The organism is Cellulomonas jepli, from assembly GCF_047229345.1.
Lineage (GTDB): Bacteria > Actinomycetota > Actinomycetes > Actinomycetales > Cellulomonadaceae > Cellulomonas_A.
Map to the genome: position 1 here is coordinate 1 of NZ_JBFTER010000018.1, position 26,274 is coordinate 26,274.

18 protein-coding genes and 1 riboswitch are annotated in these 26,274 nt (G+C 73.9%); of the genes, 12 read left to right on the forward strand and 6 right to left on the reverse strand.

All coding sequences use genetic code 11. The annotated features are described in order from the left end of the window. The coding region (locus tag AB6N24_RS06410; RefSeq protein ID WP_412868592.1) for an FAD-dependent oxidoreductase at positions 1-834 on the reverse strand (834 nt) is incomplete at its 3' end. Between the two features lie 37 nt (positions 835-871). On the opposite strand from AB6N24_RS06410, the gene AB6N24_RS06415 reads away from it, so the two are divergent. Continuing rightward, positions 872-1,369, forward strand: coding sequence for a DUF3017 domain-containing protein (locus AB6N24_RS06415; RefSeq protein WP_412868593.1), 498 nt, complete (start codon positions 872-874; stop codon positions 1,367-1,369). 212 nt (positions 1,370-1,581) lie between these two features. On the opposite strand, the gene AB6N24_RS06420 is transcribed toward AB6N24_RS06415, so the two are convergent. Then, the gene (locus AB6N24_RS06420) at positions 1,582-2,646 is read right to left on the reverse strand and encodes an aquaporin (protein WP_412868594.1); all 1,065 of its coding nucleotides are present in this window, start codon (positions 2,644-2,646) and stop codon (positions 1,582-1,584) included. Positions 2,647-2,918: 272 nt separating this feature from the next. On the opposite strand from AB6N24_RS06420, the gene AB6N24_RS06425 reads away from it, so the two are divergent. The 3 genes from AB6N24_RS06425 to pulA all read left to right on the forward strand — a co-directional run bounded on the left by AB6N24_RS06425 (position 2,919) and on the right by pulA (position 11,360). Further along, a complete protein-coding gene (locus AB6N24_RS06425) occupies positions 2,919-4,136 on the forward strand; it encodes an NADP-dependent isocitrate dehydrogenase (protein ID WP_412868595.1) in 1,218 nt (405 codons plus the stop codon). A gap of 175 nt (positions 4,137-4,311) precedes the next feature. Beyond that, on the forward strand, positions 4,312-5,298 hold the full coding sequence (locus tag AB6N24_RS06430; RefSeq protein ID WP_412868596.1) for a malate dehydrogenase: 987 nt from the start codon (positions 4,312-4,314) through the stop codon (positions 5,296-5,298). A 197-nt stretch (positions 5,299-5,495) separates the two neighbouring features. Then, positions 5,496-11,360, forward strand: coding sequence for a pullulanase-type alpha-1,6-glucosidase (gene pulA / locus AB6N24_RS06435; protein WP_412868597.1), 5,865 nt, complete (start codon positions 5,496-5,498; stop codon positions 11,358-11,360). A 102-nt stretch (positions 11,361-11,462) separates the two neighbouring features. On the opposite strand, the gene AB6N24_RS06440 is transcribed toward pulA, so the two are convergent. Further along, positions 11,463-12,755, reverse strand: coding sequence for an ABC transporter substrate-binding protein (locus tag AB6N24_RS06440; protein WP_412868598.1), 1,293 nt, complete (start codon positions 12,753-12,755; stop codon positions 11,463-11,465). Positions 12,756-13,105: 350 nt separating this feature from the next. Between AB6N24_RS06440 and AB6N24_RS06445 the strand changes: the two genes are divergently transcribed. Genes AB6N24_RS06445 through AB6N24_RS06460 form a run of 4 tightly spaced genes read left to right on the forward strand, consistent with a single transcriptional unit; the run spans position 13,106 to position 17,401 of the window. After that, positions 13,106-14,224 (forward strand): ROK family transcriptional regulator, encoded by a 1,119-nt coding sequence (locus tag AB6N24_RS06445; RefSeq protein ID WP_412868599.1) that lies wholly within the window; start codon positions 13,106-13,108, stop codon positions 14,222-14,224. After that, positions 14,221-15,327 carry a sugar ABC transporter substrate-binding protein gene (locus AB6N24_RS06450; RefSeq protein ID WP_412868600.1) on the forward strand — a complete coding sequence of 369 codons (1,107 nt, stop codon included), beginning with the start codon at positions 14,221-14,223 and terminating at the stop codon, positions 15,325-15,327. The genes AB6N24_RS06445 and AB6N24_RS06450 overlap by 4 nt, the downstream gene beginning before the upstream one ends. Next, on the forward strand, positions 15,324-16,178 hold the full coding sequence (locus AB6N24_RS06455) for an ATP-binding cassette domain-containing protein (RefSeq protein ID WP_412868601.1): 855 nt from the start codon (positions 15,324-15,326) through the stop codon (positions 16,176-16,178). Before AB6N24_RS06450 ends, AB6N24_RS06455 begins: the two co-directional genes overlap by 4 nt. Beyond that, complete coding sequence (locus AB6N24_RS06460) at positions 16,175-17,401, forward strand: sugar ABC transporter permease (protein WP_412868602.1); 1,227 nt, start codon at positions 16,175-16,177, stop codon at positions 17,399-17,401. Before AB6N24_RS06455 ends, AB6N24_RS06460 begins: the two co-directional genes overlap by 4 nt. A 27-nt stretch (positions 17,402-17,428) precedes the next feature. Here AB6N24_RS06460 and AB6N24_RS06465 read toward each other — a convergent pair whose 3' ends face one another. The 3 genes from AB6N24_RS06465 to AB6N24_RS06475 all read right to left on the reverse strand — a co-directional run bounded on the left by AB6N24_RS06465 (position 17,429) and on the right by AB6N24_RS06475 (position 22,228). After that, positions 17,429-18,793, reverse strand: a complete 1,365-nt coding sequence (locus AB6N24_RS06465) for an extracellular catalytic domain type 1 short-chain-length polyhydroxyalkanoate depolymerase (protein ID WP_412868603.1) — start codon at positions 18,791-18,793, stop codon at positions 17,429-17,431. Between the two features lie 186 nt (positions 18,794-18,979). Further along, positions 18,980-19,849: a formyltetrahydrofolate deformylase gene (gene purU / locus AB6N24_RS06470; RefSeq protein ID WP_412868604.1), complete on the reverse strand. Its 870-nt coding sequence runs from the start codon at positions 19,847-19,849 to the stop codon at positions 18,980-18,982. An 87-nt stretch (positions 19,850-19,936) separates the two neighbouring features. Beyond that, the gene (locus tag AB6N24_RS06475; RefSeq protein WP_412868605.1) at positions 19,937-22,228 is read right to left on the reverse strand and encodes an MMPL family transporter; all 2,292 of its coding nucleotides are present in this window, start codon (positions 22,226-22,228) and stop codon (positions 19,937-19,939) included. Between the two features lie 161 nt (positions 22,229-22,389). Here AB6N24_RS06475 and AB6N24_RS06480 point away from each other — a divergent pair, with 161 nt between their 5' ends. The 4 genes from AB6N24_RS06480 (at position 22,390) to AB6N24_RS06495 (ending at position 26,233) form a co-directional block, all read left to right on the forward strand. After that, complete coding sequence (locus AB6N24_RS06480) at positions 22,390-23,118, forward strand: TetR/AcrR family transcriptional regulator (protein WP_412868606.1); 729 nt, start codon at positions 22,390-22,392, stop codon at positions 23,116-23,118. 94 nt (positions 23,119-23,212) lie between these two features. Further along, positions 23,213-23,704, forward strand: a complete 492-nt coding sequence (locus tag AB6N24_RS06485; RefSeq protein ID WP_412868607.1) for a GNAT family N-acetyltransferase — start codon at positions 23,213-23,215, stop codon at positions 23,702-23,704. Between the two features lie 89 nt (positions 23,705-23,793). Further along, positions 23,794-23,883, forward strand: a riboswitch (ZMP/ZTP riboswitch). Between the two features lie 73 nt (positions 23,884-23,956). Beyond that, on the forward strand, positions 23,957-25,231 hold the full coding sequence (gene glyA / locus AB6N24_RS06490; RefSeq protein WP_412868608.1) for a serine hydroxymethyltransferase: 1,275 nt from the start codon (positions 23,957-23,959) through the stop codon (positions 25,229-25,231). A 117-nt stretch (positions 25,232-25,348) separates the two neighbouring features. After that, the gene (locus AB6N24_RS06495; protein WP_412868609.1) at positions 25,349-26,233 is read left to right on the forward strand and encodes a bifunctional methylenetetrahydrofolate dehydrogenase/methenyltetrahydrofolate cyclohydrolase; all 885 of its coding nucleotides are present in this window, start codon (positions 25,349-25,351) and stop codon (positions 26,231-26,233) included. Positions 26,234-26,274: the final 41 nt, after the last annotated feature.

A 26,274-nucleotide genomic window follows, 5' to 3' on the forward strand; every position in this document is an offset into this window, starting at 1 on the left:
GTCGCCGACCGCGCGCACGTGCCGCGGGCCGCCCGCCGGCGCCCAGGTCGCGTCGACCCGGACCGCCCCGTCGGGGTCGAGCGGCAGAGCGCCGCCCAGCCACGCGGTCGCCGGCCGGGCACCCACCGCGGCGAGCACGACGTCGGCGTCGAGGTCCCGGCCGTCGGTGAGCCGCACGCCGTCCGCGCGCACCTCCGCGACCCCGACGCCCGTGACCAGCGTGATGCCTGCCGCCGCGTACCAGGGGATCGTGAGCGCCCCGACGTCCGAGCCGAGCGCGGCCGCGAGGGGCGTGGGCGCGGCCTCGACCACGGTGACGTGCACGCCGGCGGCGGCGGCGACGCCCGCGACCTCGGCGCCCACCCACCCGGCGCCGACCACCACGAGCCGGACCCCCGGGCGCAGCGACGCGCGCAGCCGGGCGGCGTCGTCCGCGGTGTGCAGCACGTGCGCGTGCCCCCAGCCCGGTGGCCGGACCGCGTGCGCCCCGCTCGCGAGCACGACCGCGTCCGCGACGACGCTGCCCGCGCCGGTCGTGACGACGACGTCGTCGTCCCGCACCTCGAGCGCGCGCGCGGGCTCGGCGAGCCGGGCGTCGTCGACGAGCGCGAGCGCGTCGACCCCGAGGTCGTCCGCGAGCCACACCGGCTCCGGCCGGTCGAGCAGGTGCTTCGACAGCGGGGGCCGGTCGTAGGGCGGGACGCCCTCGGCGCCGAGCAGCGTGACGGGACCGGTGAAGCCCTCCTCGCGCAGCGCCGTGACGGTGCGGTGCGCGGCGAGCCCGCCCCCGACGACGACGACGGACCTGGGCGAGCGCGGGGCGGGGTCGGTCACGGGCGCAACGGTAGTCTCACGCGCAGGAGGCAGACCGATGGCGCACGACCCGCAGGACCCGCAGCACGCCCGTGACCCGCAGCCCCGCCCGGCGGTGGCGGCCCCGCCGTCCCCCGGTGCGCGGCCCGCGCCCGGCCGGGGCGAGCCGGCTGCGTCGCGCCCCGACGGCAGCCCGGAGCCCCAGGTCGCGCCCCTGGACACGTCGACCGCGGGCGTCCCGGTGATCCCGCCCGAGGAGAAGCCGCTCGACCCGCGCCGGATCGCGCGCGAGTCGCTCGCCGCGAGCCGGAACTGGTCGCTGTGGCTCGTCGCCGCCGGGCTCCTCTCCGCGTGCGTCGTCGCGGTGCTGCGGGGCGGCGCCGCCGGTGCGCTGGTGATCGCGGCGATCCTCGCGATGTCGGCCGTCGTGCGTGCCGTCGTGCCCGAGCCCGGCCCGGTCGCGCTCGCGGTGCGGGCGCGGGCGCTCGACGTCGCGGTGCTCACGAGCCTCGCGGTCGGCATCGGGGTCCTCTCGCAGGCCATCCCGACGAGCTGACCCGTCCCGCCCGGCCCACCCGCCAGGGGCGACCACGACGGGCCCGGGCCGCCACGGGCCCGGACGCAGCGACGCGGAGACGCCGGGCGCAGAGACGCCGGACGCGGAGACGCCGGACGCAGAGACCCCGGACGCAGAGACGCCCGAGCGGCCGTGGGTTCCACGGCCGCTCGGGCGCTGCGTGCGACGCGGGGCGTGCGCCCCCGCGGGTGTCAGAGGGCGCGCTCGGCCTCGTCGCCCGTGAGCACGACGACGTCGTCCTCGCCGAGCAGGTCGTCCTGGACGGGCTCCGCGCCGAAGGCCCGGTAGAGCAGGCCGGCGAGCGCGGCGCCGACCAGCGGGGCCACCCAGAAGAGCCACAGCTGGCCGAACGCCCAGCTCTCCGAGAACACCGCCGCGGCCGTCGAGCGCGCGGGGTTGAGGCTGCCGTTCGTCATCGGGATGGTCACGAGCAGGCCGACGACGAACGCGAAGCCGATCGCGGCCGGCGCGAGGCTGTTGGTCGAGCGGCGGTCGGTCGACCCGAGGATGACGCCCACGAAGAGCGCCGTCATGACGACCTCGATGAGGAGCGCGCCGAGCAGCGAGAAGCCCTCGCCCTGGACCTGGGCCCCGATCGGGGAGTGCGTGCCGTAGCCGTTCGCGACCGACGAGAAGAACTCGCGCGCCTGCTCGGCGAGGGTCGGGAACGACGAGAGCGTCACGTACAGCACCGCGGCCGCGGCGACACCACCGACGAGCTGGGCGAGCCAGTAGGGGAGCACGTCCTTCCACGACGTGCGGCCGGCGATCGCGGCACCGAGGGTGACGGCCGGGTTGAAGTGCCCGCCCGAGACGTACCCGACCGCGACGGCGCCGGCGAGCAGCGCGAGCCCGAAGGCCAGCGCGGTCGCGAGCGGCCCGCCGCCGAGCCCGGTGATGTTCGCGTACAGCGCGGTGCCCAGGCCCGCGATCACGAGGAACAGCGTGCCGAACGCCTCGGCGGCGAGCCGCGGGCCGAGACCCGGGCCGACGGGCACGGCCGCGACGGCGACGGGCGCGAGGGCCACGTCGTCGTCGAGCGAGGGGACCGGAGCAGGTGCGGGGGCAGATGCGGCGGGTGCGGGTGCGGCGGGCGCAGCCCCGGCGGGCTTGTCGAGACCGACAGGAGCGGCGGTGCTCGTGGAGGTCTCGGCCGGGACGGTGCCGCCCGCGCCGACCGCGGGCGTGGTGGTGGCGTCGGGGGTCACGGCGTCCGGGCCGGTGGCCTCGGGCGATCCGGTGGGGTCCTGGGACATGGGGTTCCTGTCGTCGAGGATCGGGTGGCGCGACCGGCAGCTGCGGCGCCGGGCGCGGGGCGGTCAGCACCGGCCAGCATGCCAGCCGAACCTGCGCGCGTCCTGGGTAAGCCCGAGGTGCTCGTCCGGCGGCCGTGCCTGAAGCGCTTCACCCGCGTAGGGGACGGTCACGGTCGCACGTGACCGTGCCCACGGCGGACGGTCGGGGCAAAGTCTCTCGACGTCGAGTAATCTTGGCGCCGGACAGCACACGAGAGCTCAGGAGATCCCGCATGGCGAAGATCAAGGTAGTGGGCCCGGTCGTCGAGCTCGACGGCGACGAGATGACCCGGATCATCTGGCAGTTCATCAAGGACCGCCTCATCCACCCGTACCTCGAGATCGACCTGCGCTACTACGACCTGTCGATCGAGAACCGCGACGCGACCGACGACCAGGTCACGATCGACGCGGCGCACGCCATCAAGGAGCACGGCGTCGGCGTCAAGTGCGCGACGATCACGCCCGACGAGGCGCGCGTCGAGGAGTTCGGCCTCAAGAAGATGTGGGTCTCGCCCAACGGCACGATCCGCAACATCCTCGGCGGCGTCGTCTTCCGCGAGCCGATCATCATCTCGAACATCCCGCGCCTCGTGCCGGGCTGGAACAAGCCGATCATCATCGGCCGCCACGCGCACGGCGACCAGTACAAGTCGACGAACTTCAAGGTGCCCGGCGCCGGGAAGATCACGATGACGTTCGAGCCGGCCGACGGTTCCGAGCCGCAGCAGTTCGAGGTCGTGACGATGCCCGAGGCGGGCGGCGTGGCGATGGGGATGTACAACTTCAACGAGTCGATCCGCGACTTCGCGCGCGCCTCGTTCGCGTACGGCCTGCAGCGCGGGTACCCCGTGTACCTGTCGACCAAGAACACGATCCTCAAGGCGTACGACGGTGCGTTCAAGGACATCTTCCAGGAGGTGTTCGACGCCGAGTTCGCCGCGGACTTCGCCGCCGCGGGCCTCACGTACGAGCACCGCCTGATCGACGACATGGTCGCCGCCGCGATGAAGTGGGAGGGCGGCTACGTCTGGGCGTGCAAGAACTACGACGGCGACGTCCAGTCCGACACCGTCGCGCAGGGCTTCGGCTCGCTCGGCCTCATGACGTCGGTGCTCATGACGCCCGACGGCAAGACCGTCGAGGCCGAGGCGGCGCACGGCACCGTCACTCGCCACTACCGCCAGCACCAGGCGGGCAAGCCCACGTCGACGAACCCGATCGCGTCGATCTTCGCCTGGACCGGTGGCCTCAAGCACCGCGGCAAGCTGGACGGCACGCCCGAGGTCACGCAGTTCGCGGAGACGCTCGAGAAGGTCGTCATCGAGACCGTCGAGAGCGGCAAGATGACCAAGGACCTCGCCTCGCTCGTCGGGCGCGACCAGGCCTGGCTCACGACCGAGGAGTTCCTCGCGGCGCTCGACGAGAACCTCGCCGCACGCCTGGGCTGACCTGCCCGTCGGCGCCGCCGCACGCGCGACGCCACCCCGCACGACCTGCACGCACCGCGACGCACGGTGCCCGGCACGGCCCCTGGGCCCCGGGTACCGTGCGTCGTAGCGTGTGGGGCGCGTCCCCAGCAGCACCTGATCCCGAGCAGCGACCGATCGAGGGAGATCCCGGACCATGACAACGCCCGTGAACGTGACCGTCACCGGAGCTGCCGGCCAGATCGGCTACGCGCTGCTGTTCCGCATCGCGTCCGGCCAGCTGCTCGGTGCGCAGACCCCGGTGCGGCTCAAGCTCCTCGAGATCCCGCAGGGCGTCAAGGCCGCCGAGGGCGTCGCGCTCGAGCTCGAGGACTGCGCGTTCCCGCTGCTGTCCGGCATCGACATCTTCGACGACGCGACCGCCGCGTTCGACGGCGCGAACGTCGCCCTGCTGGTCGGTGCGCGCCCGCGCACGGCCGGCATGGAGCGGGGTGACCTGCTCTCGGCGAACGGCGGCATCTTCAAGCCGCAGGGCGAGGCGATCAACGCGGGCGCGGCCGAGGACATCCGGGTGCTCGTCGTCGGCAACCCGGCGAACACGAACGCGCTCATCGCCGCGTCGCACGCCCCCGACGTGCCGACGTCCCGCTTCACGGCCATGACGCGCCTGGACCACAACCGCGCGCTCACGCAGCTCGCGACGAAGGCCGGGGCGTCGGTCACCGACATCCAGCGGCTCGCGATCTGGGGCAACCACTCGGCGACCCAGTACCCGGACATCACGCACGCGACGATCGGTGGCCGCCCGGCGACCGAGGTGGTCGGCGACCAGGCGTGGGTCGAGGGCGAGTTCATCCCGCGCGTCGCCAAGCGCGGTGCCGAGATCATCGCGGCGCGCGGCGCGTCGTCGGCGGCCTCCGCGGCGAACGCGGCGGTCGACCACGTGTACTCGTGGGTCAACGGGACGCCCGAGGGTGACTGGACGTCGGCCGCGGTCGTGTCGGACGGGTCGTACGGCGTGCCCGAGGGCCTCATCTCGTCGTTCCCCGTGACGTCCTCGGGCGGCGAGTGGCACATCGTGCCCGACCTCGAGATCGACGGGTTCAGCCGCGGGCGCATCGACGCCTCGGTCGCCGAGCTCGGCGAGGAGCGCGACGCCGTGCGCTCGCTCGGGCTCATCTGAGCGCACCCCTCCGCGACGCGTGCGGGTCGTCATCCGGGTCCTCCCGGTGGCGGCCCGCACGTGCGTCCGGGGCAGGTCGGGGGTGCGCTCGATCGGGCAGGCTGCAAACTCTTGCTGAAACTTGCGGGGGTATGTACCGTCAGCCCGACACGTCCCCTTTCCGCACGCCGGTGTGCGGTGACGAAGGAGTCCCGGGAATGGCTGCTGCCGACGCGCGCATCCGCACCACCACCTCATTGCTGGCAGTCACCGCGCTCGTCGCCGTCGGCCTCGTCGCGAACCCTGCGACCGGCCCGGCGAGCGCCGCGACGGAGCCCGCCCCCCGCACGTTCGCGCTCGTCGGCTCGCTGCAGGACGAGCTCGGCTGCGCGGAGGACTGGGCGCCCGCGTGCGCCGAGACCGAGCTCGCCCCGACGGGCACCGACGGCCGGTACGCGCTCGAGGTGACGCTGCCCGCGGGCACGTACGAGTACAAGGTCGCGGTCGACGACGCGTGGGACGAGTCCTACGGCGCGGACGGCAGCGGCGACAACACCCCGCTGGTGCTCGCGGGGGAGTCCGCGGTGCGGTTCACCTACGACGACACCACGCACCGCACGGCGCTGACCCCGCTCGGCCTCACGGGCGCGTACACGGAGGCGGACGACGCCCTCGTCGCGGCTCCCGTGCGCCAGCCCGGGTCCGCCGAGCAGTTCTACTTCGTGATGACCGACCGGTTCGCGAACGGCGACACCACGAACGACACCGGCGGGCTGACCGGCGACCGCCTCACGACGGGCCTCGACCCGACCGACAAGGGCTTCTACCACGGCGGCGACATCGCGGGCCTGCACGAGCAGCTCGACTACATCGAGGGCCTCGGGACGACCGCGATCTGGCTGACCCCGTCGTTCGCGAACCGCCCGGTCCAGGGCACCGGCGCGAACGCCTCCGCCGGGTACCACGGCTACTGGATCACCGACTTCACGCGCGTCGACCCGCACCTCGGCACGAACGCCGAGCTGGAGGCGCTGATCGCGGACGCGCACGAGCGCGGCATCAAGGTCTACTTCGACATCATCACGAACCACACGGCGGACGTCGTCGACTACGCGGAGAAGCAGTACTCCTACGTCGACCAGGCGACCCGGCCCTACACGGACGCCGCAGGCGAGGAATTCGACCCCGCCGACCACGCCGGCACGGGGGAGTTCCCGGAGCTCGACCCGGCGACGTCGTTCCCGTACACGCCCGTCGTGGCGCCCGCCGACGCGGACCTCAAGGTCCCGGCCTGGCTCAACGACCCGACGCTCTACCACAACCGCGGGAACTCGACGTGGACGGGGGAGTCCGTCACGTACGGCGACTTCGACGGCCTTGACGACCTCATGACGGAGCACCCGACGGTCGTGAACGGCTTCGTCGAGGTCTACCAGGACTGGATCGACCTCGGGATCGACGGCTTCCGGATCGACACCGTCAAGCACGTGAACATGGAGTTCTGGGAGGAGTGGACCACGCAGGTCCGCGACTACGCGCACGCGAACGGCAAGCCGGACTTCTTCATGTTCGGTGAGGTCTACGACGCGGACGCGAAGAAGCTCTCGCCGTACGTCCGGAACACCGACATGAGCTCGGTGCTCGACTTCGCGTTCCAGTCGAGCGCGGCCGGCTACGCCGGGGGCTCCTCGGCGGAGGCCCTGCAGAAGCTGTTCGCGACCGACGACTACTACACGACGCCGGACTCGAGCGCGTCCGCGCTGCCGACCTTCCTGGGCAACCACGACATGGGCCGCATCGGGTACGCGCTCGCGAGCTCGTCGGCCCCGTCCGCGGAGACGCTCGCGCGCGACGAGCTCGCGCACTCGCTGATGTACCTCACGCGTGGGCAGCCGGTCGTCTACTACGGCGACGAGCAGGGCTTCGTCGGCACCGGGTCGCTCGGCGGCAAGGACAAGGACGCCCGCCAGTCGCTGTTCGCGACGCAGGTCACCGAGTACGCCGACCAGCCGCTCGTCGACGGCACCCCGGCCGGCTCGGTCGACCGGTACGACACCGACGCCCCGCTGTACGACCACATCGCGGAGCTCGCGGCGCTGCGCTCGTCGACGCCTGCGCTCGCGACCGGCGCGCAGGTCGAGCGGTTCAGCGAGGGCCCGGTGTACGCGTTCTCCCGCGTCGACCGCACCGAGAAGGTCGAGCACCTCGTCGCGCTCAACAACGCGGCCGAGGCGGCGACCGTCACCATCCCGACGCTCACGCCCGGCGCGGCGTTCGCCCCGCTCGCCGGCACGGACGCCACGGTCACGGCCGACGCCGCGGGCGCCGTCACGCTGACGGTCCCGGCGCTGTCCGCCGTCGTGCTCAAGGCCGACGCGCAGGTCGCCGCGTGGGCTGCGGACGCCCCCGACGTCACGGTGAGCGTCCCGGCGCCCGGCGCTGCCGTCACGGGGATCGCCCCGGTCGCCGCTGACGTCCCCGACACGTCGTGGACCGAGACGTCGTTCGCCTACCGCGTGCTCGGCGACGACGCGTGGACCCCGCTCGGCACCGCCGAGGACACCGACCCGCGCGTCTTCCACGACGTCACCGGGCTCGCGAAGGGCACGGTCGTCGAGTACCGCGCCGTCACGGTCGACGCCGCGGGCGAGCGCACGGCCGCCTCGACGTACGCGGGTGTGGGTGTCGCGCTCGACGGCGTGGTGCCGACCGAGCCCGAGCCCGGCGGCGGGGTGGTCTCGATCCCCGGGAGCCACAACTCCGAGATGAGCTGCCCGGGTGGCGACTGGCAGCCGGCGTGCGAGGTCGCGCGCCTGACGCAGCAGCCGGGCGGGGCGTACTCCGGGACGTTCGAGATCCCGGCGGGCACCTACGAGTACAAGGTCGCGATCGACGGCACGTGGGAGGAGAACTACGGCGCGGGCGGAGTGCCCGGGGGCGGCAACGTCACGTACACGTCGACCGGTGGGCCGGTGACGTTCGTCTACGACCCGGTCACGCACTGGTTCACGTCGAGCGCGGAGGGTCCGCTCCTCACGGTTCCGGGCAGCCACCAGAGCGAGCTCGGGTGCACGGAGGACTGGCAGCCGCAGTGCCTCGCGCCGTGGCTGCAGGACCCGGACGGCGACGGGACGTTCACGGCGACCGCCACGTTCGAGGAGGCCGGCGCGTTCGAGGCGAAGGTCGCGCACGGCCTGTCGTGGGACGAGAACTACGGGGCGGACGGCGCACCGGGCGGAGCGAACATCGCGTTCACCGTGCCCGCCGGCGAGCCCGTGACGTTCACCTACGTCCTGGCGACGCACGTGCTGACGGTCGGCTCGGCCGAGCCGACGCTCCCCGGCACGGGCGAGGCGCGCGCGCACTGGGTCGACGAGACCACGCTCGCGTGGCCCGCCGCCCTCGTGGGCGACGCCGACCCGGCCGACCTCCGCTTCGCGCTGCACGGCTCGCCCGACGGCGCGGTCGAGGTCGCGGACGGCGCCGTCACCGGCGGCGAGACGTTCCCGCTCACCGTGCGCGACGGCGGCCTGACCGAGGAGCAGCTCGACCGTTTCCCGGCGCTCGGCGGCTACGTCGCGCTCGGGCTCGAGGACGTGGACCGCGCGCAGGTCGAGGCGCTGCTGCGCGGCGAGCTGCTCGTGAGCCAGCGCGCCGCAGGCGATGACGGTGCGCTCCAGGCGGCGAGCGGGGTGCAGATCCCCGGCGTGCTCGACGACCTGTACGCGGACGCCGCCGACGACGGCGAGTTCGGGGCGACGTGGCGCAAGGGCGTCCCGACGCTACGGCTGTGGGCCCCGACCGCGCAGGACGTCGAGCTCCTGGTCTGGCCCGCCACGAAGGGCTCGCAGGGCCCCGGCTCCGGGAAGCCGGACCTCGGCGCCGAGCCGACCCGCGTCGCGATGGAGCGCGGCGACGACGGCTCGTGGACGGCCCGCGGTGAGAAGGCGTGGAAGAACGCCGCGTACCGCTACGCCGTCACGGTGTACGTGCCGTCGACCGACGCGGTCGAGGTCAACGAGGTGACCGACCCGTCGTCGGTCGCGCTGACGCTGAGCTCGACGCACTCGGTGCTCGTCGACCTCGCCGACGGCGCCCACCGCCCGAAGCAGTGGGAGAAGGCGAAGCAGCCCGTCGTCCGCCCGGTCGACCAGACGATCTACGAGCTGCACGTGCGCGACTTCTCGATCTCGGACGAGACCGTCCCGGCGGAGAAGCGCGGCACGTACTCGGCGTTCGCCGTCGAGAGCACCGGGCGCCAGCACCTGCGCGACCTCGCCGACGCGGGGCTCACGACGGTGCACCTGCTCCCGACGTTCGACATCTCGACGATCGAGGAGGACCGCGCCGAGCAGCTCACGCCGCAGTGCGACCTCGCCGCCTACGCCCCGGACTCCCCGGAGCAGCAGGAGTGCATCGAGGCGGTCCGGGCCGGCGACGCGTTCAACTGGGGCTACGACCCGCTGCACTGGTCGGCGCCCGAGGGCTCCTACGCGGTCGACGCGCACGGCGGGGCCCGCGTCGCGGAGTTCCGCACGATGGTCGGCGCGCTGCACTCCGACGGGCTGCAGGTCGTGCTCGACCAGGTGTTCAACCACACCGCGGCCAGCGGCCAGGACGAGAGGTCGATCCTCGACCGCGTCGTGCCCGGCTACTACCACCGCCTGAACGCGGTGGGCGCGGTCGAGACGTCGACGTGCTGCGCGAACGTCGCGACCGAGCACGCGATGGCCGAGAAGCTCATGGTCGACTCGGTCGTCACGTGGGCCCGGGACTACAAGGTCGACGGCTTCCGCTTCGACCTCATGGGGCACCACTCCCGCGAGAACATGCTGGCCGTGCGCGACGCGCTCGACGACCTCACCGTCCGCAGGGACGGCGTCGACGGGAAGCGGGTCTACCTGTACGGCGAGGGCTGGAACTTCGGCGAGGTCGCCGACAACCGGCTCTTCACGCAGGCCACGCAGGGCCAGCTCGGTGGCACCGGCATCGGGACGTTCAGCGACCGGCTGCGCGACGCGGTCCGCGGCGGCGGCCCGTTCGACGAGGACCCGCGCGTCCAGGGCTTCGGCTCCGGCGTCGCGACCGACCCGAACGGCGCCGCGGTCAACGGCACCGAGGCCGAGCAGCTCGCCCGGGCCGCGCACCAGGGCGACCTCGTGCGGCTCGGGATGGCCGGCAACCTGCGCGACTACGCGTTCCTCGCCTCGGACGGCACCGTCCGGACCGGCGCGGAGATCGACTACAACGGCCAGCCCGCCGGGTACGCGGACTCGCCCGAGGAGGTCGTCACGTACGTCGACGCGCACGACAACGAGACGCTGTTCGACGCGCTGACGTACAAGCTCCCGGTCGGCACGGCGATGCCGGACCGCGTGCGGATGAACACGGTCTCGCTCGCGACGACCGCGCTCGCCCAGACGCCGTCGTTCTGGCACGCGGGCGCCGACCTGCTGCGGAGCAAGTCGCTCGACCGGAACTCCTACGACTCGGGCGACTGGTTCAACCTGCTCGACCTGTCCGGTCAGGACAACGGCTTCGGCCGGGGTCTGCCGCTCGCGGCGGACAACGAGGCGAAGTGGCCGATCCAGCAGCAGCTCCTCGCGAACCCGGCGCTCAAGCCCGCGCCGGCGGACATCCAGGCGGCGTCCACCGCCGCCGAGGAGCTCCTGCGCCTGCGGTTCTCGACGGACCTGTTCCGGCTGGGCTCGGCGGCACAGATCGAGAAGAAGGTGACGTTCCCCGGCTCCGGTCCGGACGCCGACCCGGGTGTGGTCGTCATGCGGATCGACGACACGGTCGGCCGGGAGACCGACCGGGAGCTCGACGGCGTGCTGGTCGTGGTCAACGCGTCCGACGAGGCGACCACGCAGACCGTCCCCGGGCTCGCGGGGCACCGCCTGGCGCTCTCGCCGGTCCAGGCGACGGGCGCCGACCCCGTCGTCAAGGCCACGCAGTGGGTCGCGGCCGACGGCGAGGTCACCGTCCCGGCGCGCACCGTCGCGGTGCTCGTCGAGAAGGAGCACCACACGTCGTGGTGGGACCGGGTCACCGACTGGTGGTCCGACCTCTTCCGCCGCTGACGCACGACCGCTGACCGGGGCAGGGCCCGGTCGGCGGGCACCGACGGCCGGCGCCGCACACCTGTGCGACGCCGGCCGTCGGCGCGACCAGCCGACCGCTGGTCAGGACTCCTGCGCCGCCGCCGCGAGCTCGGCCTGGAAGGTCGCGGCGTCGGTCGCGCCCGTGGAGAACCGCCCGGTGGCCGTCGAGATCGCGGTGAGCGTGCCGTTCGGGGCCGCCGCGCCGTGCGCGAGCGAGGAGACGATACGGTCCACGTAGAACGACTCCATCGCACCCTGCTGGTAGTCGCTGAAGTACGACGACGACACGTCGCCCCGCGCCGGGATCGAGCCCTTCTCGAGGTTGAACGCGGTCTGCCCGTCGACCGAGCTGATGGTGTCGAGCCAGGCGCGCGCTCCGTCAGGGTGCGGGGCACCGACGGGCAGCACGAACGAGTCGGCGAGGAAGTCGAACACCCCCTGCGTCCCGGGCACCGGGAAGTAGGTGAAGTCGGTGCCGCGGACCTTGCCGGCGTCCTCGAACTCGGCGACGGCCCAGTCGCCCATGACGTTGAACGCGGCCTGTCCGTCCATCACGCGCTGTGTCGCGTCGGGCCAGTCCAGGCTCTCCCGGTCGGCGTTGCTCAGGTCGAGCAGCACGTCGAAGTCGTCGATCGCGGCGCGGACCTGGGGGCCCGCCCAGTCCGTGGTCCCGTCCCACAGCCCCGAGTAGGCGTCCGGGCCGAGCTCGGCGAGCAGCACCGTCTCGAGGAGGTGCACCTGGGTCCAGGTCGTGGCGATCGACAGCGGGGTGCGACCGGTCGCCGCGACGGCCCGCAGCGCGACGATCCACTCGTCGATGCTCGCGTAGGTCGCCTCGGGGTCGAGGCCGGACGCGCTCAGCACGCCGGGGTTCGCCCACACGACGTTGGCGCGGTGGATGTTCGACGGGATGGAGTAGATCTTCCCGTCGACCGTGAGCCGCTCGATCAGGTCCTCCGGGAACGCCGAGCGCAGCTCCCACTCGTCGTAGAGCGACGAGATGTCCTCGAGGCGACCCGCCTCGATGTAGTCGGTCAGCTCGGCACCGGCGTGGGCCTGGAACGTGTCCGGCGGGTCGTTCGCCTCGAGGCGCGACTGCAGGAGGTCCTTGGCAGCACCGCCCCCACCGCCCGCGACGGACCCGTTCACGAACGTGATCTCGGGGTGCTGCTCGGCGAACGTGGCGACGAGCGAGTCCAGGCCGAGCTTCTCGGACCCGCTGGCCCACCAGGTGAAGACCTCGACCTCGTCGGGCTGGGGCGTCGCTGTCTGCGCGGTCGCCGGCTCCTCCGACCCGGACGAGCACGCGGTGAGCAGGAGGGCGGCCGCGGCGACGAGAGCGAGCGCACGGCGGCGGGGACGAGCTGGGTGCATGGGGTTCGAACCTCTGTGACGGGTCGGGGTTCCGAAGGCACCACATCCAAGGACGGGGCCTCGTTGGTGTCAACAAGTGAATCGACGCCTCAGCACGTCCTGCGAAGCCCTGAGCGGGGTGAAATGGGCGTGCGCCGCGGGGGCGCCCCGGCGTTCCGCGAACCGGGCGAACAGCTCGAAAGTGCTGGGCAGCACGGATTTCTCCGGTGCGGTCGCCGCCGTGCCGGAATTGTCGTCGAAGGCGCCGCGGGGGCGGGTTCCTGCCGCTGTGTATCCTTCCCGCTGTGGGCACAGACCGGGTGACGCCGGGCTCCCAGACTTCACTGCGTGAAGCCAACCGGGCCCGGATCGTGAGTGCGGTCCAGCAGCGTGGCTCCCTCACGCAGGTCGAGCTGGCCGGGGTCACAGGGCTGTCCCCGGCGACCGTGTCGAACATCGTCAAAGAGCTCACGGTGCTCGGCGTCCTGCACACCGCACCCACCTCGCGCAGCGGCCGGCGCGCGCAGCAGGTGACGCTCGCGCGCAACCTCGGGCTCGTCGCCGGCGTGCACTTCGGCACCCGCTCGATGCGCGTCGCGCTCTCGGACGTCGCGCACCGCGTGATCGCCGAGCAGCGCATGCCCCTGCCGCCCGACCACCGCGCCGACGCGGGCCTCGACCGCGCGGCGCTGCTGCTCACCGAGATGGTCGAGTCGCTCGACGCGAGCATGGGGGAGGTCCTGGCCGTCGGGGTCGGGGTGCCCGCCCCCGTCGACGTGCGCACGGGCCGCATCGCCACCGTCGGGATGCTGCGGGGCTGGGACGGCGTCTCGGTGTCGGAGGTGCTCGAGCGGCGCATCGGGATCCCGGTGCACGTCGACAACGACGCGAACCTCGGTGCGCTCGCCGAGGTGCGCCTGGGCGCGGCCCGCGGGTCCCGGCACGTGCTGTACCTCAAGGTCTCGCACGGCGTCGGCGGAGGGCTCGTCCTGAACGGCGAGGTCTTCCACGGCCGCTCGGGCACCGCGGGGGAGATCGGGCACGTGACGCTCGACGACAACGGCCCGATCTGCCGCTGCGGCAACCGCGGCTGCCTCGAGACGTTCGTCGGTGCGCCCGTGCTGCTCGCGATGCTCGCCGCGAGCCACGGGCACCTCACGCTGCGCGATGTCATCACGCGTGCGCAGGACGGCGACCCGGGCTGCCGCCGCGTGATCTCCGACGCGGGCCTGCACCTCGGCGCCGCCGCGGCGAACGTGTGCAACGTCTTCGACCCCGAGCTCGTCGTCGTCGGCGGCCAGCTCGCGGAGGCCGGCGGGATCCTGCTCGACCCGCTGCGCACGGTGCTCGCGCAGCGCACCGTGCCGAGCACCGCGGGGCCGGTCGACGTCGTCGCGTCCGAGCTCGGGGCGAGCGCCGAGGTCCGCGGGGCGCTCGCGGTCGCGCTCGACCGGGCGGCCGTCGCCGGGTCCGTGGCGGTGGTGGGATGACGCGCCGTCGTGCCGGGCTGGGTGCCGCGGTGGCCGTCGCGCTGACGCTCGTGCTCGCGGCGTGCGCGCCGGTGACGGCCGGCGTCGAGGGACCGCCCACGCCGTCGGGCGAGACCATCGCGCTCCTGCTCCCCGAGTCGAAGACCGCGCGGTACGAGGCGGTCGACCGCCCGACGTTCGAGCAGGTCGTCGCGCGCCGGTGCCCGACGTGCCGGGTGCTGTACGCGAACGCTGACCAGGACGCCGCGCGCCAGCAGGAGCAGGCCGAGTCGGTGCTCACGCAGGGCGCCGGGGTGCTGGTGCTCGACGCGGTCGACGTCACCGCGGCCGCGAGCATCGTCGAGGCGGCGCGCGAGCGGGGCGTGACGGTCATCGGGTACGACCGGTTCATCGCGGGCGCCCGGCTCGACTACTACGTCTCGTTCGACAGCCGCCGCGTCGGCCAGCTGCAGGGCGAGGCGCTCGTCCGCGCGCTCGCGGAGAGCGGCGAGCTCGCCGACCGCGACGACCCGCCGGGCGTCCTGCTCGTCGGGGGCGCCCCGACCGACGCCAACTCGGCCGCGCTCGAGGCCGGTGTGCGTGGGGCGCTGGAGGGCACGGACGTCCGGGTGCTCGCCTCGTACGACACCCCCGACTGGAGCCCGGACAAGGCGCAGGAGTGGGTCGCCGGCCAGCTCACGCAGTACGCGGGGCGCGTCGACGCCGTCTACGCCGCGAACGACGGGACCGCGGGCGGCGCGATCTCCGCGATGAAGGCGGCCGGGCTCGACCCCGTCCCGCCCGTCACCGGGCAGGACGCCGAGCTCGCGGCGATCCAGCGCATCGTCTCGGGCGACCAGTACATGACCGTGTACAAGGCGATCACGGAGCAGGCGCGGACCGCCGCCGAGCTCGCGGTGCGCGTGCTGCACGGCGAGCAGCCGGCGACGACGGCGACCGTCGAGGGTGTCCCCGCGCTCCTGCTGACCCCCACCGCGGTGACCGTCGAGAACCTGGGCCGCGTCGTCGTCGACGGCGGCCTCTATACGATCGAGGAGATCTGCGTGCAGCCCTACACCCGCGCGTGCAGCGAAGCAGGTCTCGTGGGAGAGGTGGCCCGATGAACGGCTCTGTGCTCTCGCTGCGCGGCATCTCCAAGAGCTACGGAGCCGTCCGTGCGCTCGTCGACGTCGACCTCGAGATCCGGCCGCACGAGGTCGTCGCGGTCATCGGGGACAACGGCGCCGGGAAGTCGACGCTCGCCGGCGTGATCTCAGGAGCGCTCGTGCCCGACGCCGGGCAGGTGCTGCTCGACGGGCAGCCGGTCAGCCTGTCGACACCTGCCGCCGCCCGCTCGCACGGCATCGCGGCGGTGTTCCAGGACGGCGCGCTCTGCGCGAACCTCGACGTCGTCGAGAACATCTTCCTCGGCCAGGAGGTCACGCGCGCGGTCCTGCTCGACGAGGTCGCGATGGAGAAGCAGGCGTGGACGCTGCTCGGGCAGCTCGCCGCGCGCGTGCCGTCGGTGCGCGTCCCCGTCGGTGCGCTCTCGGGCGGTCAGCGGCAGGCCGTCGCGATCGCCCGCTCGCTGCTGGGCGAGCCGCGCGTGCTCGTGCTCGACGAGCCGACCTCGGCGCTCGGGATCACGCAGACCGCGGAGGTGCTCAGCCTCATCGAGCGGCTGCGCGAGCGCGGGCACGGCGTCGTCCTCATCAGCCACTCGATGGCGGACGTCCAGGCCGTCGCGGACCGGATCGTCGTGCTGCGGCTCGGGCGGGTCAACGGCGAGTTCGACGCCGCGAGCACGAGCTACGAGGACCTCATCGCGGCGGTCACGGGCGCGACGTCGGGTGCGCCCCGGCGCGCCGCTCCCGCCGGCGACCTGCGACGCGGTGCGGCGCCGCGGGTACCGGCGGACGTCGCGGGCGTCTCCGACGCACCCCGGCGCCCGGACGCGCGCGAGGTGATCCCGTGAGCGTGCTCCGCGGCGAGCGCCGCCTCGCGGCCGGCACGGCCCCGGCCCCCACGGCGCCCGGTGGTGCGCTCCGCGAGCTCGTGGGGCACGTGCGGTCGGGCGAGCTGGGGATGCTCCCGGTCGTCGTCGCGCTCGCGGTCATCTGGCTCGTGTTCCAGCTGCTCAACCCGTACTTCCTGTCGAGCGACAACCTCGTCAACCTGACCCTGCAGTGCGCCGCGACCGGAGTGCTCGCGCTCGGCGTCGTGCTCGTGCTGCTCGTCGGGCAGATCGACCTGTCCGTCGGCTCGGTCAGCGGCCTCGCGGCGGCCGTCGTCGCGGTCGGCGCCGTGCAGCTCCGGTGGCCGATCGCACTGACCGCGCTCGCGGCGCTCGGCGTGGGCGTCCTCGTCGGGCTGCTGTACGGGGCCCTGTTCACGCGGCTGGGGCTGCCGAGCTTCGTGATCACGCTCGCCGGGCTGCTCGTCTTCGCCGGGCTCCAGCTGCGCGTGCTCGGGCCGACGGGCTCGGTCAACCTGCCGTTCGAGTCGTGGCTCGTGCAGGTCTCGCAGCGCGGGTTCCTCCCGGCCGGGGTGTCCTACGCCCTCGTCGCGCTCGTCGTCGTCGCGCACGCCGCGAGCCTCCTCGTCGGCCGGGCGCGCCGCGAGCGTGCCGAGCTGCCCGTCCCGAGCCTCACGGTCGTCGCCGCCCGCGTCGGGACGCTCGCGCTCGTGCTGTTCGGCGCCGTGGCGTACCTCAACACGAACCGCGGCGTGGGCTTCTCGTTCGCGCTGTTCGTCGCCCTCGTGGCGGTCGTCGACCTGCTCCTGCGGCGCACGCGCTGGGGCCGGGCGGTCCGGGCTGTCGGCGGCGACGTCGAGTCCGCCCGTCGTGCCGGCCTGCCCGTGCAGCGCACGTTCGTCTCGGCCTTCGTCGCGTGCTCGACGCTCGCCGCGCTCGGCGGCATCCTGTCCGCCGGTCGCCTCGCGGCCGCCAACCAGGGCACGGGCGGCGGCGACATCTACCTCACGGCCATCGCCGCGGCCGTCATCGGGGGGACCAGCCTCTTCGGCGGCCGGGGGAGCGCGTGGTCGGCGCTGCTCGGCATCCTCGTGATCCAGTCCATCTCGAGCGGCCTGACGCTGCTCAACCTCGACACGTCGGTCCGCTACGTCATCACCGGCGTCGTGCTCGCGCTCGCGGTGCTGATCGACTCGGTCGTGCGGCGGGCCAACCAGGCCTGACCCGGCGCGCGCCGGGCCGGTCCGCGGTCAGCCGCAGGGCGTCCCGTCGAGCGCGAAGCCGCTGGGCGCGGTGTTCGTGCCGGTGTGGGTGCCGTTGAGGCCGAAGGAGACGGACCCCCCGGCGGGGACGGCGGCGTTCCAGGCGGCGTTGCGGGCGGTCACGTGGGCGCCGGACTGGGTCGTGGTCGAGCTCCAGGCCTGGGTGACCTGCTGACCGGCGGGGTACGTCCAGGTGAGTGTCCAGCCGTTCCGGGGTGCGGAGCCGGTGTTCCTGACGGTGATGGTGGCGGTGAAGCCGCTGTTCCACTGGTTCACGGCGTAGGTGACCGCGCAGCCGCCGGCCGGGTTCGACGTGGTGGTCGGCGTCGGGGTCGCTGTCGGCGTCGCGCTGACCGTGGGGGTCGGAGTCACGGTGCGCGTCGGTGTGGGGGTCGGCGTCGGCGTGGGGGTCGGCGTCGGGCCGGTCTGGTCGAGGCCGAAGAACCGGATGGCCTGCGCGGCGTCGACCGGGAGGTTGTGCGCGACGCCGGCCATGCTGATCGCCTCGACCGGCGCCTGCGGGCCGCTGCTGCCGTAGCGCGTGCGCGTGTACCCGGCGGCGGGGGAGTCGGTGGAGGCCGGCGTCTGGCTCAGGCCGTGCACGTTCGTCCACTGCTCGACGGACTCGCCGAAGTTCACGTAGCTCAGGGTCTCGTCCTGCGTCCCGTGCCACAGCTGGACGCGCGGGCGCGCGCCGGTCCAGCCGGGGTAGGCCGCGCGGACGAGGTCGCCCCACTGCTGCGGCGTCCGGTCGATCCGCCCGCCCGAGCACTCGCTGTTCCACTCGGACCCGTTGGTCGTCGCGAAGCACGACGCGGGGACGCCGGCGTAGGCAGACCCCGCCGCGAACACGTCGGGGTAGTTGGCGAGCATGACCTGCGTCATCATCGCGCCGGACGAGACCCCGGTGACGAACACGCGGCTCGCGTCGGTCGTGTACCGCTGCTGGACGTAGGACAGCATCGACCGGATGCCGACCGGGTCGCTCCCGCCGTCGCGGCGCAGCGCCTGCGGGGACGCGACGTCGAAGCAGCTGCCGCTCCGCGTCGCGGACGGGTAGATCACGATGAACCCGTACCGCGTCGCGAGCTCGTCGAACTGCGAGCCGTTGGAGAACGCCGGGCCGCTGCCGGTGCAGTAGTGGATCGCGACGAGCACGGCCGGCTTCGCGGGGAGCTGGTCGGGGACGAACAGGTGCATGCGGAGGTTGCTCGGGTTGGTGCCGAAGCCGGTGACCTCGACGAGCGAGGCGGCGGAGGCCGTCGGGGCGGTCGCGACCAGTCCGGTCACGAGCGCGGCCGATGCCGCCGCACCCGCGAGCAGGCGCGTCCAGGTCGTCGTGAGGCGGTTCATCGCGCGGGGGTCCTCTCTCCGGGCCGGAGCACGACGGCGGTGTCGTGCGGGCAGCGGAGCCGAAGCTCTCGGCTCTGCCGCGGGCTGTGTCGGAGCCTCGCCTGCGGGTGGGACCGGGTCAACCGGCCGGCGCCGCGCGAATCGCTTCACCGCAGCCCCGGACGGACTCCGGACGCCCGCTGCCCGTCAGCGGAAGACGATCGTCCGGTGCCCGTCGAGCAGCACGCGGTGCTCGGCGTGCCAGCGCACGGCGCGGGCGAGGGCCCGGCGCTCGACGTCCTGGCCGAGCGCCACGAGGTCCTCGACCGTGCGGGTGTGGTCGACGCGCTCGACGTCCTGCTCGATGATCGGACCCTCGTCGAGGTCGCCCGTCACGTAGTGCGCGGTCGCGCCGATGAGCTTGACCCCGCGGTCGTGCGCCTGCGCGTACGGGCGGGCGCCCTTGAACGAGGGCAGGAACGAGTGGTGGATGTTGATCGCGCGCCCCGCGAGCCGCGCGCACAGCTCGGGGGACAGGATCTGCATGTACCGCGCGAGGACGACGAGCTCGACGTCGAGCTCCTCGACGAGCGCGAGCAGCCGGGCCTCCGCGGCGGGCTTCGTCGCCGCCGTCACGGGGACGTGGTGGAACTCGATGCCGTAGAACGCGGCGAGCTCGGCCAGCACGGTGTGGTTCGAGACGACCGCGACGATGTCGATCGGCAGCTTCTCGGAGCGCTGGCGGAACGCGAGGTCATTGAGGCAGTGCGCGGCGGTCGAGCCCAGCACCAGCGTGCGCACCGGGCGGCCCGCGACGTCGAGCTCCCAGTCCATCGTGAAGCGCTGTGCGAGCTCGGTGAGCGGACCCTCGAGCTCCGCGCGCGAGGCCGCGGACGTGACCTGGACCCGCATGAAGAACAGCCCGGACAGCGCGTCGCCGAACTGCTGCGACTCGGTGATGTTGCCGCCGAGCTCCGCGAGCACGCCCGCGACCGCGTGCACGATCCCGGGGCGGTCGGGGCAGGAGAGCGTCAGGACCCAGTGCGTGCCGGAGGCGGTGTCGTCGGTGGTGGCCACGACGGCTGAGCGTAGTCGAGCGGCCCGGCGGCCCGGTCCGGCCTCCGGGCCGGTGGCACCCGTGGCAGGATGCCGCCGGGCCGCTCGTCAGAGGCCCGTCCCGACCAGCTCGCGCGGCCGCTCGTCGGTCGGCGCCGCCGGACCCGTGTCCGCGCCGGTCCCGAGGTCCGCCGGGGCCTCGCCCTCGCTGAGCCCCGCGCGCGCGTGCAGCCGGGCGAGCGGTGCGGGCAGCCACCACACCGACCGCCCGAGCAGCCGGACGGTCGCCGGCACGAGGAGCGCCCGGACGAGGGTCGCGTCGACGAGCACCGCGAACGCGAGGCCGAGCCCGATGACCTTGAGGAACGTCACCCCGGACGTGCCCATGGCGACGAGCACCACGACGAGCAGCAGGGCGGCCGACGTGATGGTCCGGCCCGTGCGCTCGAGACCGACGACGATCGCGTCCTGCGGCGACCGCCCGCGCAGGTGCTCCTCGCGCACGCGGCTGAGCAGGAACAGCTCGTAGTCCATCGCGAGGCCGAACGCGACGACCCCGATGAGGACGAGGTTCGACGGGTCGATCCGCCCGGTCGCGCTGAACCCGAGCGCGTCGGCGAGGCGCGCGTCGCCGAACGCCCACCACACCGCGCCGAACGTCGCACCGAGCGACAGGACGTTGAGCAGGACCGCCTTGACCGGCAGGACCACCGACCCGAGCGCGAGGAAGAGCAGCACGGCCGTCGCGCCCGCGATCACGAGCAGCGCCCAGGGCAGGGCCGCCGTGATGGCGTCGGTCGAGTCGACGTTCGCCGCGGCCGCGCCGCCGACCAGCACCTCCACCGGTGCGCCGTCGGTGCCGGTGGGCCCGTCGAGCCCGCGCACGGCACGGACGAGGTCACGCGTCGCCGGGGCGTCGACCGCGCCGGGGGCCGTGACCGCGACGGCGGTCAGGGCGTCGGTCGCGGCGACGACCCGCGTCGCGCCGGCCCCCGGGAGCCCAGCGAGCCCGGCGAGGTACCCGTCGAGAGCCGCCGGGTCGGGGGTCCCGTCGAGCACCACGTCGAGCGTGACCTCGCTGCCGCCGCCCGGGAAGAGCTCGGCGAGCTGCTCGGTCGCCTGCCGGGCGGGCGAGGACGCGGGCAGGTCGCGCTCGTCGGACGAGCCGACCACGAGGCCGAGCGCCGGCAGCGCCACGAGGACGAGGACGCCGGTGACGCCGGCGGCGACGAGCCCGGGCCGGCGCAGCACGCCGCGGCCGAGCCGGGTCCACGCCGGGGTGCGGACCGCGCGGCGGCGCGTCGAGAGCCGCTGCGTGAGCCCGCGCGGGAGCCGCCCGGCGTCGACGCGGCGCCCGAGGAGGGCGAGCAGCGCGGGCAGGAGCGTCACGGCGAGCACCATGTCGAGCAGCACGACGGCCATGCCGCCGAGCCCCATGCTGCGCAGGAACATCTGCGGGAACGCGAGCAGCCCCGCGAAGGCGATGAGCACGGTCAGCCCCGAGAACACCACGGTGCGGCCCGCGGTCGTGACGGTGCGCACGACCGCCGCGCCGACGTCGTCGGTGCGGCCCAGCTCCTCGCGGAACCGGCTCACGACGAACAGCGCGTAGTCGATCGCGAGGCCGAGGCCGAGGATCGTCGTGACGTTGATCGCGAACGTCGACACGTCGGTCACGAGGGTGAGCGCGCGCAGCAGGCCCATCGCGCCGAGGATCGCGAGCACGCCCATGACGACGGGCAGCAGCGCCGCGACCCCGCTGCCGAAGATCACCGCGAGCAGGACGAGCAGGACGGGCATCGCGAGGGTCTCGGCGGCGGCGATGTCGGTCTCGGCGCGGTGCGAGAGGTCCGCGTTCACCGCGAGGGCCCCGCCGACGGCGCTCGTCCACGGCGCGGGCGCGGCGAGGTGCGGCTCGAGGTCGCCGTACGCGTCGACCCGGGCGTCGAGGTCGGCACCGGGCACCGAGACCACGACGAGCGCGGACCGGCCGTCGGTGCCGAGCAGCGCGGCCTGCGCGTCGGCGGGGAGCCCGGCGGTCCAGGGCTGGACGACGCGCGCGGTCGCGTCCTCGGGCAGCCCGGCGAGGTGCGCCGTGAGGTCCGCGGCGAACCGCGGGTCGTCGGGGGTGAGCGTCGGGTGGGCGTAGGTCACGAGCACGTCGGGGCGCGTCGCCCCGAGCTCGGCGGCGACCCGCTGCTCGGCGCGCTCGGAGTCGGAGCCGGGGACGGTGAACCCGCCGGCCTGGACGTGGTCGGAGACGGAGGAGCCCCAGACCGCCGCGAGGGCGGCCAGGGCGAGCGAGACGGCGAGCACCCAGCGGGCGTGCCGGTGGGTCAGACGACCGAGCGCGTCGAGCACGAGACCTCCCAAAGACGGCGCGACGCGATGCTGCGTCACGAAGTAAACGGCGTTAGCGAACGATGTTTACTCAAGCATCGGGCGTATGCTCGTGTCAACGCCGGCAGCGCGGCGACCGCGTGGCACGCTCGCGGTCCGACGGGTGGGGCGGCGTCGGCCCGGTGCCGTGGACGGCACCGGGCCGCGGACAGGAGGAGCGCATGACGACGACCGAGACGGTCGTGCCGCGACGCGACCGGCTGCGCGCCGCCACGGAGGCCGAGATCCGGGCGACCGCGCGCCGGCAGCTCGTCGCCGAGCAGGGCCAGCCCCCGACGCTGCGCGGCATCGCGCGCGAGATGGGCATGACCGCACCGGGGCTCTACCGCTACTACGCGAGCCTCGACGACCTGCTGCTCGCGCTGTGCGACGACCTCTTCGGCGAGGTCCACGGCGTCGTCACGGCGGCGCTCGAGCAGCACGGTGACGACCTGGGTGCCCGGATGCTCGCGGCCGTGCGGGTGTTCCGCGGCTGGGCCCTCGCGCACCCCGCCGAGTTCGGGCTCATGTTCCGCTCGGGCGACGGGCTGTGGGCGGACGGGGACGACGGCTGCGAGCAGTCGCGCCGCTTCGCCGGGCTGTTCCTCGAGCTCTTCGTCGGGCTGTGGGAGGCCCGGCCCTTCCCGCTGCCGGAGCTGCACGGGGGAGTGGCGGCGAGCTGCGGCCAGCTCGCCGCCTTCGCCCGCACCGCCGGCGTCGACCTGCCCGAGGCGGCGCTGTGGGTCTTCGCCAACAGCTGGGTCCGGCTCTACGGCGTCGTGTGCATGGAGGCGCTCGGGCACCTGCGCTTCATGTTCAGCGACGTCGAGCCGTACTTCGAGGCCGAGCTCGAGCAGGTCGCCCGCACGATCGGCGTCGGCTACACCGCCCCCGCGGCGGACCGGGTCTGAGCGCCCGGCGCCCGCGCGTCGCGCACGACCTCACCCACCACCTCACCCTGGTCGCCGGTCGCCGGGTGCGCGTCGGCTCTGAGACGATGGGCCCATGAGCGATCCCGAGGTCGACATCCGCCCCGTGACCGACGCCGAGTCCGGCGAGCTGCTCACGCTGCGCCGCGCCGCGTTCGTGAGCGAGGCGCAGATCTACGGGGACCCGAGCATCCCGCCGCTCACCCAGACGCTCGACGAGCTCCGCGCCGACCTCGCGAACCCCGACGTCATCACGCTCGGTGCGTGGGCCGGGCACCGGCTCGTCGGCTCGATCCGCGTGCTCCTCGAGGGCACGCGCGCGACCCTCGGCCGCCTCGCCGTCGCCCCCGACCTCCAGGGGCAGGGCATCGGCACCCAGCTCCTGCTCGCGATCCTCCCGCACCTGCCCGAGGACACCTCCGAGGTGTGGGTCTTCACCGGGCGCGACTCCGTGCAGAACCTCGCGCTCTACGAGAAGCACGGCTACGAGCACGAGCACGACCGCACCGTCGGCGACCTCACCTACGCGTACCTGCGCAAGATCCTGGGCGACAGCGCGACCGTCTGACGCCGCGGCAGCGGGTCGCGCCGCGTCGTCCCCGCGATCCGCGCCGACGGCCGGACGCGTTGCCGCCGCGCCGCGTCCGGTTGCTAGGCTGTCCGCGTCGCGACTGGCGCAACGGGTGGGTCACCACCGGGGAGCGACGAGCAGCAGCAGACTTCGGGTCGGACGCCTGGGCCCCCGGTCACCACACCACTCGTGTGCGTGCCCGTCCGTGTGCCGGGAGACACCACGCACCCGCTGACTGCGAGGAGAACCATGAGCCTGCTCGACCAGAACCTGTCCGAGCTGGACCCCGAGATCGCCGCCGTCCTCGACGGCGAGCTCGCGCGGCAGCAGGGCACGCTCGAGATGATCGCGAGCGAGAACTTCGTCCCGCGCGCCGTGCTCCAGGCGCAGGGCTCGGTCCTGACCAACAAGTACGCCGAGGGCTACCCGGGCCGCCGGTACTACGGCGGCTGCGAGCAGGTCGACGTCGCCGAGACGCTCGCGATCAGCCGCGCCAAGGAGCTCTTCGGCGCGGAGCACGCGAACGTCCAGCCGCACTCGGGCGCCACGGCGAACGCGGCGGTGCTGCACGCGCTGATCAACGCGGGGGACAAGATCCTCGGCCTCGAGCTCGCGCACGGCGGCCACCTCACGCACGGCATGAAGATCAACTTCTCGGGCAAGCTCTACCAGGTCGGCGCGTACGGCGTGGACCCCGAGACGTTCCTCGTCGACATGGACAAGGTCCGCGAGAAGGCGCTCGAGCAGCGCCCCGACGTCATCATCGGCGGCTGGTCCGCGTACCCGCGCCAGCTCGACTTCGCGGCGTTCCGCTCGATCGCGGACGAGGTCGGCGCCAAGCTCTGGGTCGACATGGCGCACTTCGCCGGGCTCGTCGCCGCGGGCCTGCACCCGAGCCCCGTCCCGCACTCCGACGTCGTCTCCTCGACCGTGCACAAGACGATCGGCGGCCCGCGCTCGGGCTTCATCCTGAGCCGCGAGGAGTACGCCAAGAAGATCGACTCGGCCGTCTTCCCGGGTCAGCAGGGCGGCCCGCTCATGCACGTGATCGCCGCGAAGGCCGTCTCGTTCAAGGTCGCCGGCACCGAGGAGTTCAAGGACCGCCAGCAGCGCACGCTCGACGGCGCGCGGCTCATCGCGGAGCGCCTCACGGCGGCCGACGTCACGGGCGCCGGCGTCTCGGTGCTCACCGGCGGCACCGACGTGCACCTCGTGCTCGTCGACCTGCGCCACTCGGACCTCGACGGCCAGCAGGCCGAGGACCTCCTGCACTCGGTCGGCATCACCGTGAACCGCAACGCCGTCCCGTTCGACCCGCGCCCCCCGCGCGTGACCTCGGGCCTGCGCATCGGCACGCCCGCGCTCGCGACGCGCGGCTTCGGCGACACGGAGTTCGCGGAGGTCGCCGACATCATCGCGACCGCGCTCGTCGCCGGCGCGTCGGCGGACGTCGAGGCCCTGCGCGCCCGGGTCACGAAGCTCGCGGACGCGTTCCCGCTGTACGCCGGCCTGCAGCAGTACTGACCACGGACGGCGGTCGGGCGGTCACCCCGCGGGGGACGGCCCGACCGCCGCTCGCGTGACCGCACGCCGCCCGACCGCACGCCGCCCGACCCTGCCGCCCCCGCGCGAGGAGACACCATGACCGCACAGATCCTGGACGGCACCGCGACCGCCGCCGCCATCAAGGCCGAGCTCACCGAGCGGGTCGCCGCGCTGGCCGCGCGCGGCGTGCAGCCCGGGCTCGGCACCCTGCTCGTCGGCGACGACCCGGGCTCGCGCTGGTACGTCAACGGCAAGCACAAGGACTGCGCCGAGGTCGGGATCGCGTCGATCCGCGAGGACCTCCCGGAGACGGCGTCGCAGGACGAGATCGAGGCCGCGGTGCGCCGGCTCAACGACGACCCGGCGTGCACGGGCTTCATCGTCCAGCTCCCGCTGCCCAAGGGCATCGACACCAACCGGGTGCTCGAGCTGATCGACCCGGGCAAGGACGCCGACGGCCTGCACCCGACGAACCTCGGGCGGCTGGTGCTGCGGGTCAACGACGAGATCAGCTCCCCGCTGCCGTGCACGCCGCGCGGGATCATCGAGCTCCTGGAGCGGCACGGCATCGAGCTCGCGGGCGCGGACGTCGTGGTCGTGGGTCGCGGGACGACGGTCGGGCGCTCGATCGGGCTGCTGCTCACCCGCCGCGCGGTCAACGCGACGGTCACGCTCACGCACACGGGGACCCACGACCTCGCCGAGCACACCCGGCACGCCGACGTGATCGTCGCCGCGGCCGGCGTGCCGAGCATCATCACGCCCGACATCGTCAAGCCGGGTGCGGTCGTCGTCGACGTGGGGGTCTCGCGCGTGCCGGACCCGGAGACGGGCAAGAGCCGGCTCGCGGGCGACGTGCACCCCGAGGTCGCCGAGATCGCCGCGTGGGTCTCGCCGAACCCGGGCGGGGTCGGCCCGATGACGCGCGCGATGCTCCTGAGCAACGTCGTGGACTCCGCGGAGCGCACGCTCGACGCCTGACCCGCGTCGCGACGACCTGACGACCCCCGCCCGGACCGCTG

Bases quoted from the DNA above. Each gene is read 5' to 3' on its own strand.
- AB6N24_RS06495 (WP_412868609.1), top strand. From the start codon at position 25,349: ATGACCGCACAGATCCTGGACGGCACCGCGACCGCCGCCGCCATCAAG.
- AB6N24_RS06450 (WP_412868600.1), top strand. From the start codon at position 14,221: ATGACGCGCCGTCGTGCCGGGCTGGGTGCCGCGGTGGCCGTCGCGCTG.
- AB6N24_RS06440 (WP_412868598.1), bottom strand. From the start codon at position 12,755: ATGCACCCAGCTCGTCCCCGCCGCCGTGCGCTCGCTCTCGTCGCCGCG.
- AB6N24_RS06425 (WP_412868595.1), top strand. From the start codon at position 2,919: ATGGCGAAGATCAAGGTAGTGGGCCCGGTCGTCGAGCTCGACGGCGAC.
- pulA (WP_412868597.1), top strand. From the start codon at position 5,496: ATGGCTGCTGCCGACGCGCGCATCCGCACCACCACCTCATTGCTGGCA.
- AB6N24_RS06430 (WP_412868596.1), top strand. From the start codon at position 4,312: ATGACAACGCCCGTGAACGTGACCGTCACCGGAGCTGCCGGCCAGATC.
- AB6N24_RS06415 (WP_412868593.1), top strand. From the start codon at position 872: ATGGCGCACGACCCGCAGGACCCGCAGCACGCCCGTGACCCGCAGCCC.
- AB6N24_RS06455 (WP_412868601.1), top strand. From the start codon at position 15,324: ATGAACGGCTCTGTGCTCTCGCTGCGCGGCATCTCCAAGAGCTACGGA.
- AB6N24_RS06420 (WP_412868594.1), bottom strand. From the start codon at position 2,646: ATGTCCCAGGACCCCACCGGATCGCCCGAGGCCACCGGCCCGGACGCC.
- AB6N24_RS06465 (WP_412868603.1), bottom strand. From the start codon at position 18,793: ATGAACCGCCTCACGACGACCTGGACGCGCCTGCTCGCGGGTGCGGCG.
- AB6N24_RS06480 (WP_412868606.1), top strand. From the start codon at position 22,390: ATGACGACGACCGAGACGGTCGTGCCGCGACGCGACCGGCTGCGCGCC.
- AB6N24_RS06485 (WP_412868607.1), top strand. From the start codon at position 23,213: ATGAGCGATCCCGAGGTCGACATCCGCCCCGTGACCGACGCCGAGTCC.
- glyA (WP_412868608.1), top strand. From the start codon at position 23,957: ATGAGCCTGCTCGACCAGAACCTGTCCGAGCTGGACCCCGAGATCGCC.